At 37.7% G+C, this 11,128-nt stretch carries 6 protein-coding genes, 1 tRNA gene and 1 pseudogene; 1 reads left to right on the forward strand and 7 read right to left on the reverse strand.

What is annotated here, in order from left to right; translation table 11 throughout:
• Positions 1-61: 61 nt before the first annotated feature.
• The 4 genes from Q8W26_RS12240 to Q8W26_RS12255 all read right to left on the reverse strand — a co-directional run bounded on the left by Q8W26_RS12240 (position 62) and on the right by Q8W26_RS12255 (position 7,423).
• Positions 62-1,189, reverse strand: coding sequence for a S9 family peptidase (locus Q8W26_RS12240; RefSeq protein WP_305473527.1), 1,128 nt, complete (start codon positions 1,187-1,189; stop codon positions 62-64).
• 133 nt (positions 1,190-1,322) lie between these two features.
• Complete coding sequence (locus Q8W26_RS12245; protein ID WP_101212312.1) at positions 1,323-2,042, reverse strand: hypothetical protein; 720 nt, start codon at positions 2,040-2,042, stop codon at positions 1,323-1,325.
• Between the two features lie 210 nt (positions 2,043-2,252).
• Complete coding sequence (locus tag Q8W26_RS12250; RefSeq protein WP_153071451.1) at positions 2,253-3,029, reverse strand: hypothetical protein; 777 nt, start codon at positions 3,027-3,029, stop codon at positions 2,253-2,255.
• 440 nt (positions 3,030-3,469) lie between these two features.
• The gene (locus Q8W26_RS12255; protein WP_101212308.1) at positions 3,470-7,423 is read right to left on the reverse strand and encodes a hybrid sensor histidine kinase/response regulator; all 3,954 of its coding nucleotides are present in this window, start codon (positions 7,421-7,423) and stop codon (positions 3,470-3,472) included.
• A gap of 485 nt (positions 7,424-7,908) precedes the next feature.
• On the opposite strand from Q8W26_RS12255, the gene Q8W26_RS12260 reads away from it, so the two are divergent.
• Positions 7,909-9,084: a DUF1624 domain-containing protein gene (locus Q8W26_RS12260; RefSeq protein WP_101212306.1), complete on the forward strand. Its 1,176-nt coding sequence runs from the start codon at positions 7,909-7,911 to the stop codon at positions 9,082-9,084.
• Positions 9,085-9,327: 243 nt separating this feature from the next.
• On the opposite strand, the pseudogene Q8W26_RS12265 reads toward Q8W26_RS12260, so the two are convergent.
• From Q8W26_RS12265 to Q8W26_RS12275, 3 genes and pseudogenes are all read right to left on the reverse strand, one after another.
• Positions 9,328-9,426 (reverse strand): annotated as a pseudogene (locus Q8W26_RS12265) (transposase); the annotation flags it as partial.
• 895 nt (positions 9,427-10,321) lie between these two features.
• Positions 10,322-10,744, reverse strand: a complete 423-nt coding sequence (locus Q8W26_RS12270; protein ID WP_101212302.1) for a hypothetical protein — start codon at positions 10,742-10,744, stop codon at positions 10,322-10,324.
• 129 nt (positions 10,745-10,873) lie between these two features.
• Positions 10,874-10,959, reverse strand: a tRNA-Leu gene (locus Q8W26_RS12275).
• Positions 10,960-11,128 lie beyond the last annotated feature (169 nt).

The raw sequence follows: 11,128 nt of genomic DNA on the forward strand, positions 1-11,128 counted from the left end.
TTTGCTGATGAACCTTATCACGCAAACACTATATCTCACGTTAATAAAAAGGAACAACCTATTACTCTGTTGATTGGACAGATAGCAACCACTGGTCAATACCGTCGACAATTTTGGGGTCTACTGTCGTCTTAATTCGCCAAATTTCGTCATCCTCACCGGTCTGGGCAGGTTGTAACACATGATTCATGTTTGGATATACCCGCTGTTTAGATAATGAATTTGTAAATTGCTGTTGTATTGGCTCTTCATTGATATTTAATGACACCCAAGTATCTTTAGCACCTAATATGGTCAATATCGGCTGTTTATAACCAGCCATCAACGGCGAAAAATCTGTATCTAAGTCTGCATAGATAACCGCATCACATATACGTTGTGCCAATAACTGAGCGTCTTGCTGAGTTGCCCCTTGTGCTGTTAAATATGATTCAATTTTTTCCATCGCTTGATGACGGTCTTCAGCACGACGCATTAAATCAAACACATGTTGATATTGTGTTATTAATAGCTGCAATTGATTTTGATCGAAGCCCGCTTTTTGTGCCGCCTCATAATTCTGTCTTAGTAATAAATCGGCCATAACCTCTAATCCGCCCGCAATAAGGATTAGAAAGTCAGCTGGCTCTAATTGGGTTGCTAATAAGGCGCGATCTGTCCCCATCGAATGACCCAAATACCCCGAGTCTTGCAGATTAAGTCCAGCGTCAGTACGCAGCCAATGTAGCGCAGCTGCAGCATCGGACGCCAACACCTGATTAGTGGCTTCTAACCAGCTACCAGAGCTTTGCCCTACGCCGCGACTGTCGTAACGTAAAACAGCATACCCTTGCAGCGTTAAGAGGTGGGATAACACTAAAAATGTTTTATGGTTTGCCTCTGGGCCCAAATCCATATCCCTAGGAGCAGGTGCCTGCCCTGCCGAATGGCCTGCAACTAATACAATTGCACGGTGAGTAGTTTTATCCTGTGGGTAGGTGAGCTCCCCAGCCAAAACCACACCTTGATCACCACCGGAGAACTGAACTTGCTTGACCATGTAAGGCCGCTGGTTAGGCATTTGCGGTCGCGACTCTAAGCTGACAAGCATTGCATTCATTTTATTTTGTGAACAACCACTTAAGAATAAGGCTAGCAATATAGCGATAACTGATATAACAACTAACGTGCTATGTGTGGATTTGTACATCTTTACCTCAACTGTATTTCTCACTAATCTCAAGCATATAGAAAAATAGCGGCGCTGAATGTAAGGCTTTGTAAGCGCAGTTCGAGTGAGCATTGATGATAGCTCCTCACCATATATCACATTATCGTTAGTGCTAGTTCATCATTGGTACATATTCATAATTTGAGTAGGTATCATGAGAAATTTCATCTATCTCAATAAAATAAGCAAACAGTCCTTTCATTTGTAATTCTTGTTGTTTGAATAAAATCACATCATTTATTTTTATAAACTTAAAAGTTAATTTCAGCTCAGATATTGTCGCGCTAAACATTGGCGAGAAATCCTCTTTATTAACAACAACTATCTCTTCAATAAACTCTAACTGCTTGTTATAAGATAAAGTCCCCGTTAAATCACCTTGAGCCCCCTTAGCGAACTGACTTACGTGCAAGTCAAAGTTCATTTTAATATGACTGCCAGTATCCATGTTAAATGTCAGGCTCTCTTGGTTAATGATGTCGCTTAATTTTAGCGAGTAATGATTCCCCTTTTGGCTATCTTGCTTACTCTTGAAAAACGCTCTTTGTTGCTTCTCGCTAGGTACACCGCCATTGAGACTGATCAGAGACCACTGTTTGTCCACATCAGTATTAGGCTTAAACTGCTCAATACTACTCGTGATATCCCCCTCTTCATTCTCGTAACGTTCGACTTGAAAGGCCCACTGTTGTTTCGGTGTTTTTTCAAACTCCACAATAGCTTGTTCAATCTTTTGTTTCAGTATGCCATGGTCGTTTCTTAAGCCGTCAGTAGCTTGTACCTCAAGACACAGACCTAAACACACTATAGCTAACCACCATTTATTGATCATAACGCTCTCTATACATAATATTTTAAATAATAAAATTGTAAGCGCCGTGGTGTGAAATCTTTGTGAAATGAAGCTTGAATTGCTCAAGTCATACAAATCGTTGAGTGTCTGCGGTTAAACAGGCTAATAAGGTGACATTAGACTCGAATAGATGACGAAAATTGGTGAAATATAGGCAATAACGACAACGGTTTATGTCCGTGAATAATGTTAGCGCTCAGGCTGAGGATACCACTTATTATATATTTCCTCAGTAACACCTTCCTGCTTCATATTTTGTAATGCAACAGCAAGTCGGTGAACAAGTGAGTTAGTGGTTAGTTTACTCACTTGATTTGTCGCCGATACATTTTCCTTATCATTAAACGCCTCATTTGCGATAGCTCGATAATGTTTTGAGCGTTTTGAAAACCCTAAAAACATCGGTTTTGCTTTACCACAACAGTTTGTGTGAGTACGTAAACCATGACTTATCAAATCTGTAACCTTATGGTTTACAAGAAATGTATCAAAGATTTCTTTATCGGCGATATAAAAGTATTCATATTTAGGTCGTTGATTTACAAATTTAATAAATTTTTCAATATTCATATAGTTAATCTGCTGAGTCTTGATTCCAAGTGCAGCAGCAAGTTCACTTTTAGAGCTGTTCGCTTCCATCAACCAAAACAAATTAGGGTATTCTTTTAATTGGCTAAGGTTTTTGATCGCAGGAATTTTTGTGGAAGATAAACCATACTCCTTTGTTGTTATCCCGACCTCGATGTAATGTAAATATTCGGCCCTTTTTTCCGAAAAAGAGGCCGCTGGATAGAAGTCTAAATCTCCTTTTTTTAGTGCCTCATGTATTCTTTGTTTCGGTAAACGAGTAATGATTAGCTTACATCCAATACGCCTAGCAGCTTCCGTATAAACATCAAAAAAAACGCCCGAATTTTCTGGTGCCTCAAACATCAAAGGGTATTTGTCACCAGTCTTAAATGTCATATTCAACTTACATTGTGCAAACGCTGAAAAATGCACCATCAATAACAATAAAAAGAGTATTTTTTTACTAAACGAACAACGGTAAAGTAAGATCATAAACAACTTAAAGTAGAAAAACACACTTTAAAACTAGTTCAAAAAAAGTACAAAATCAATTTCTACCAGCCAAGTTACTTCACTTAATTTAACTGTATTCTTTATTGACTGTAGCGAACATAGCGCTTGAAATTAGCCATGTTTAGATAAGTATCAATACCCTATGTTTGCTTTGGGCATTAGTACAGCGTTTTGTCAGGTGACACAATGGTTTTGGCCACATGGTTAGAGATGAGACATTCACCTCCACTAACTAGGTATTAACAAGCCTTACATAACACTGCGCTTATCTGCTGAGTCTTCACCGGCTATGTTCTAAGTAGTTTTCCTGCTGTGAAATCACACTATTCACGGCTCGAAAATCCTAAAATATTTTCAAGTTCATCTATCAGTGAGTTCGTTAACAATTGTATATTGTTAACGTCACTAGTTTTTATCGCTATTTCGACTTTTACCGCACAGTCTGCTAACTCAGAAAAGCCAAACATTTGCGCAGCCCCAGCAAGTTGATGAACTTGTTTTGCGATACTATCAAGGTCATTGTTTTGTTGGTTGAATAAAATTGTCTCGTGTTCATCAACTAAACTTTCAACAAACTTCGCAATCAAATCTGACATATCAACACGGTTGAGGTTCTGTTCTAGTTGTTCCATTTGCTCATCATCAAGCGGCGCTTCCGTCTGATATAATTGTGCAATTGTTGTAATAAACTTGTTTCGTTCGATTGGTTTTGTTAAGTGATTATCAAAGCCAAGCGCTAAGTATTCTTTGATTTCATGGAGCATCGCGTTGGCAGTTAATGCGATGATCTTTGCATGACAGCCCCGTTCTTTTAAAACTTTGATGGCATCAATCCCGTCCATTACGGGCATCTGAATATCAAGGAGTATCACTGACGGTTTATGCTTGAAATACATATCAATAGCCTCTTGACCATTACTGACTGCAATAACCTCTAAGCCGAGCCTGCTTAGTAGTCGGGCGATGAGGCGTCGATTATCATGATGATCTTCAGCTAACAATATCTTGCCCTTTAAACGTAGGTTGTTATAAGAAACAAGTGGCATAAAGCCTGAATCATGGGATTTACCTTGAGCAGTAATATGAGATACATGAGGTAAAACCAGAGAAAGTACGCTCCCTTTTCCAAGCTCACTCTCAACTTGAATAAAGCCACCCATTATTTCTGCTAGTTGTTCAGATAAATTTAGCCCTAAGCCCGAACCACCAAAGCGCCTGCTAATGCTATTATCTCCCTGAGAAAAGGCATCAAAAATATGTAAAAGTTGCTCCTTGGTCATTCCGATCCCGGTATCACGGACATGAAAATAAAGTTGGTCATTTTCCAGTGATACATCGATTGATACCGAACCATGGTTGGTGAATTTAATTGCGTTAGAACATAAGTTAATTAAGATCTGCTTCAATCGTACTTCATCAATCTTAATATATAAATTTTTCGGTATGTTGTAGCTTATTTTAAACAGCAAACCCTTCGCTTTTGCTTGATCTTTAAAAATAGGATTAAGTTCACTAACCAGTTTACTGACATTATGCTCTTGTATATTTAACTCAAATTTATTTGCTTCAATTTTACTTAAATCTAGTATTTCATTGATTAATTTAAGTAAATAGTGACTTTGATTAAAAATCACTTCCACTTCGGCGTGTAGATCGCGAGGGTCAATCTCATCATTAATAATCGCCTCAGATTGACCAATAATCGAGGTTAGTGGCGTTCTAATTTCATGGCTCATATTAGCCAAAAACTGGCTTTTAACTTGTGTTGCTTCAAGCCTTTTCTCTGATTCTTGCTCTATCGAAGCGGTTTTTTCTTTCACTTGTTGCTCAAGTTCGGTCACAAAGAGTTTTTGTCTTTCAATCTCTTGCTGCTGTTGTTGGTTTTTACGTTTTATATAAAATTGCAGCAGTAGCAACCCGACAACGCAATAGATAACATACATCCACCACCGCTGCCATACAGGTATTTCAACGGTTAATTTGATTGACAAACCTTGGTCATAAAACTCATTATCACGATAAAGGGAACGCACTTTAAAGGTATAAGTCCCACCTTCTAGATTAGTATAGGTCGCGCTATTATTTTTACCGTTATCAACCCAGCTATCATTAAAGCCTTCAAGTTGATACATGTAGTTAATTTGCGCTGAGTTGGAAAAATCTAAGGTGGCAAACTCAAATTTTATATCATTTTCATCATGCGCTAAGTTTATTTCTGTTGTTATTGGAGGGTAATATAACGGTTCTTTTTCCGTAGAGCCTAACACTTCAAAGTGACTGAGTACCGTATTCGATAATTTTTTATGCTCACCCTGTTCATGAATTAAATGAGTGTTTATCGTGTGCAAACCATCTTTACTATGGAAATAAATAATGCCCGATGACGTGGTCGCTGTTGTGTGGAAATAACGAGATGATGATAAACCATCACGACTATCATAGTTCTTTATCTTACCATTATCAGGATTGAGTTTACTGGCGCCAATATCGGTCACTAACCATAAATTTCCGTAATCATCTTCAGTAATTATTTTCACCCGGTTATTGGCTAACCCTTTACTGACGTTAAAGGTAGTGTATTGACCCGTCTCTTCATTTAATAAATGAAGCCCCGTTGCACTTCCAACCCACACTCTTTTTTTACGATCTTGAAAAACAACGTGCCCCACATTATTACCTGTATCGAGACTTTCATTACTACTAAAATAAAAATGTTTAAATTGGCGAGTTTGTTCAATAAAAAGATTAACGCCGTTAAGTGAACTAACCCACATTCTATCGTCACGATCTCGATAAAGTGAGGTTGTATTATTATGATTTATTCCTTTTGATGAGTCAGTTACATCAAGGTAGGTAAACTCATTATTAATCTCGTCAATAATAAATACACCCTTATGTAACGTTCCAATCCAGATCTGGCCTAAGGCATCTTGAGCTAAATAAGCAATTTCTTGAAATAGCTCTCTATGAGGATGGTCTGTGGGCGCAGTTATCCTTGTGACACCTTCAGCATTTGATCGATATAAGTTGTGCTCACTCACATACCAAAGGTCGCCATTGTTACTTTCAAAAAGGTAATTTACTTTTCTTGTGGTTTCATCAGGTAATGATAATGGTTTGGTCTGTTTGCTAGTTGGATTAAAGTTTAGGATGCCATTATAGGTACCGATTAACAAAGTCTCATCATTTCGTAGAGCGATAGTTCGAGGGTTTTTTATCACATCATCTTTAATCAAACTGAAAGTTTCATTGACTATAATTTTATAAATCCCAACGCCTTCACAACTCAGCCAGATATTACCTTCTCTATCTTCAAACAAAGTGGAACTACATGAGTCATCGAACCCTAGGTTCACTTTTCTTAAGATTGGATCGGAGGCAGTAAATGAAAATACACCATGCGCACTGGTTAACCAATATTGGTTAAACGAGGTTTTAATTATCGAGAATACTTCATTAATTTTCTCGTTTGACTCAGTATGTAGTGGGGTAAATACTTTACTTTCAATATTGAAGCTCCACATACCTATGTCTGTTGCCAGCAACAGGTGGCCATCTTCTCTTTTAATTATTTTACGGATTTTGTTTTGGTCTAACTGCCTTTTGTTTTCCTGTGGAATATAGTAAGAGAACTTATTCGTTTGTTTATTAAAATGATTTAAACCATAACTGGTACCAATCCATAAGCTCTCATCACCATCTTGAATAATATCCCAGATACGGCTACTTGAAGTGGCTTTATTGTTTAAGGCCCCAAAAGGATAGCGATTAAAGGTTTGTGTCGTAGGGTTAAATTTATTGAGGCCGCTTCTAAACGTTCCGACCCAGATGTCACCTTGGCGATCTTGAAATATTTCTTGTACATAAGAGCCGCTTACCGTGCTAATGTCATCAGGGTTATGATGATAACGGGTAAAAGTAGCTGACTGTTGGTCGTATTGACTTACCCCGCCACCCCAACTGCCCGTCCAAAGCTTATCAGCGTTATCAATGAATAAATTACCTGCATTATTATGGGGTAAAGAATTAGTGTTATCCGCTTGATGTTTTAATGCTTTAACTTTTTTACCATCATATCGATACAAGCCTTCATAGCCACTACCAAACCATAGAAAGCCATGTTTATCTTGCACAATAGAAAAGATAACCGACGAATCAAAGCCATCATCTTCGTTTAATAGCGTAACTTTATAATCGGTCGCTAAGAGGGAGCTTGACAATATCAACAGAGAGACGGTTAAAGTATTGATAAGATGAATTAAACGAACTTTTTGCAAAAAATATACCCTACAAAGCCCCGAGAAATGGTAAGCGTTTTATTTTATATAATATATCACTCAACCAACAATTTCATCACAAGTTAGCATTTACTAGGATGGGGGCATTGATAGCTGTGAACAGATATTTATTAACGATAATTATATTGTAAGGCAATAGAAAAACCAGATTAGCAAAGACTTAACGACAATTGAATGATAAGGGAACTGATGCCTCTCCATTATTATGTCTTTCTATTTTGATGGATAGCGGATTTTATTCATAAACTAGGCTCATATTGGTAACGTCCCTGATTGACCTATGCGCCCTCTTGATGATTAATCAACCGAAGTTAAACGATTCAATTAAATAACAAGTTAACTCAAGCAGATAAAAAAGCCTACACATCAAGAAATAAATACCCCACCTAACGGTTATGTTATAACATACCAAACTCAACTCTTATTGGAGGAAGTTAGTGATCATGTCATCACTGATGTAACTTATGAAAACACAAAATCAACATCATTTAAGCAATAAAACCAAAACAGGTTCAAGGTTAGCCAGTATTGATGCTCTACGTGGATTAGTTATCGTGATTATGTTGATCGATCACATTCGCGACGTATTCTTTTTACATGTTCAAATAGGCGATCCCGTCAATGTTTTAGACACCGATTTCAGTCATTTTATTTTACGACTGCTAAGTTCGTTATGTGCGCCCATTTTTGTATTATTAACAGGCCTGTCGGCCTATCTTTATAGTTTGCATCATAGTCGTAAGCAGCTAGCTCAATTTCTATTTAGCCGTGGCCTATTACTAGTTATGCTGGAAATCACTGTAATAAGTATTGCGTGGACAGGTACTGTGCCACCGGAAAAGCTCTACCTGCAAGTCATTTGGGTGATAGGTTTAAGTATGATCTTAATGTCGATGTTTATTTACCTACCAAGAAGTGCACTTTGGTTAATTGCTATTGTAGGCATCGCTGGTCACAATATGTTAGATAATATAATCCTAGATAGCCAACACCACTTACATACACTATGGGCTATCATTCATCAACGAGACTGGATTGAGCTCACAACTACACTAAAAGCACGTACAAGCTACCCACTGGTCCCTTGGCCTTCAATTATGGTATTGGGTTTCTTAATAGGCCCTTTAATTTATAATTCGACAACTAATCAGCTCAACCCAAGAAGATTGTTGCAAATTGGTGGGGGGCTTTTAGTCAGCTTTGTACTACTTCGTAGTCTTAATGTATACGGCGATAGCCCTTGGTTTGGCGGTGACCACATTGGTATCACTATAATGAGCTTTTTTGCCCTGACCAAATACCCACCATCGCTTTTATTTATCCTTTTTACCTCAGGGGTAGGCTGTTTGATCCTCGCTTACTTCGATAGCCGCACAACTAACTATTTGGTACGCCCTCTAACGCATTTTGGCTCAGCCCCAATGTTTTTTTATATTACCCATCTCTATATGATTGGTATCAGCTATTTAGTTTTTGTCATTTCCTTTGGTAAAACTCAAGGGAAATACTTTGGTTTTGATCACCTAGGTTACCTGTGGCTGATGTTTATAGTGTTAATTATTCCACTGTACTTTATGACACGTTGGTTTGGGCGTCTTAAGCAACGCCGTCGGGATATTCGCTGGCTTAAATACTTTTAAACCAGCGATATTCTAAACTGTCTAGCAAAGGTTTTAATTCCATGAAAAGGCTGCTGATGCAGTCCTTTATTATTCTTTAATCTACCAAGTTTGAAACGCTAATCGTTAACGCAGTGTTTATAAGTTAACTGCTACGGACCGGAACAGGCCACTTTAAGGCTGAAAGTGGCCTTTTCTGGACAAAAAAGCCTTTCCGGTTCATTGGGTATATTGACTGAAATTTTACTTTTTTATGTGGCTCATATCTTCACCGCATAAAAACGCACGACGTACACAGCGACTAATCACATGATAATAAGGTGTTACAGATAAATCGATTAAACTGACTCTAACAATAGCTATCACAACCCTCCCAATAAATAATTGATGATCAGTCGCTTAGTCTAAAATCAATGAGCCGTCTAAATTTTATGGGTGTCTATTGTTTAGTCATAATAATTACAGTCTGTTATGACTATAGCGCTTCTGTATGGATTCACTAGCGTTCGAGCAATAAAAAGCCCCGCAGGTTGTAGTGCGAGGTTTTAATTTCAAATTAGATGGGCAAGGCCAAATTTATGCCCGCCCCCCTTATTTAATTATTCTTTCATTTACTATTTGTTCAATTACTCAAACTTGTTAAATAATAGTGCATCTGATTTATTCAACTGAGGGCACCCCTCCAAAGTGTATGTAAAGGATATACCTGTAAGTTTTTCAGCTGTTCTAAAAGACAGTGAATACGAAGTAAATTGACTTATATTAAGCTTTTTCAAAGAGTTAGATATAAGCAACCTTTTCTTTTTACCCGCCATGATACTTATCTCTCCTGAAACAAGTCCATTCTCACAATATGCATTATTTAGCTTTGGCACTAATGAGTAACTATAAAACCCATCCGTAATAAATGACGTGAATTCAAAATATGCTTGAAATTCTGTACTTGTCATTACTCTATATGAAGGAGTGTTTGGAATGTCACTAAAAGCAACAGACGAAAAGAAAAACGTCATCACCCAAAGTGCTCTATTTATCATAAGTCCGCTAAAAGCCTTCAATACCCTCTCACCCTATAATACCTTTCAATTGTATGGTTTCCAGAACCCAAAAAGTGTATTTAATCATGACGAACTGTTTAAATCATACTCTTAAACATAAAAAGAACAGGAACAAACCTTACTGAGCTGGTCATATTATAAATTTCACCTTGATGCCTATACCTAATTTTCATCCAATAAAGGTTTGATAAAAACAAATATTAGTTTTCCTTACACTCTGAAACACCGATAACATTCACTCTTTTTTCATTGAATGCCCGCTTACCTAAAACTTCTATAGTTTGGAAGTTATCAAAATAACCACTCAGACTACCGTGCTCCTTATCAGTTGTCTGATATAAGCCAATATAGCGTACCATTCTCCCCTCTAAATACTTATTGCTCACATCAAAGTCATGTTTTAGCAATACTGAGTTTTCGTATACCTGAGAAGCATAGCTTTCACGATCTAAATATAAACGTTGTTGAATAACACTGAGTATCCCTGCCGTCTGGACACATTTTCCATTGTGCTGAGCAGGTACAGCTATTAGTGAAGAAAGAGATTTAATCTCAGCGGCTACTGAACTGGCCGATAAGGCAATTAACAATGAAACAGCACTGAAGTGATGAAGCTTTATCATTTCTATATCCATATAATAACAAGGTATTAGTAGACAACAGCTTAAGCACTAAGTTTATTATTGATGTGAATTTTTATAGGGATAAGATGTATTAAATAGTATTTTAGTTTTTATCTTGAAGAATAAAGGTGGTGCCCGGAGACGGACTTGAACCGTCACGCTCTATGAGCGAGGGATTTTAAATCCCTTGTGTCTACCAATTCCACCACCCGGGCATCGGATGTTCGCTAAGCGAATCTGTGGTCGATTTAACTGATGTTAAATCATTCAGCACTGACAATGGTTATCAATGTGAATATAAATGAGGTGGTGCCCGGAGACGGACTTGAACCGTCACGCTCTATGAGCGAGGGATTTTAAATCCCTTGTGTCTACCAATTCCAC

Source organism: Psychrobium sp. 1_MG-2023 (assembly GCF_030689115.1).
In the GTDB taxonomy this organism is placed as follows: Bacteria; Pseudomonadota; Gammaproteobacteria; order Enterobacterales; family Psychrobiaceae; genus Psychrobium.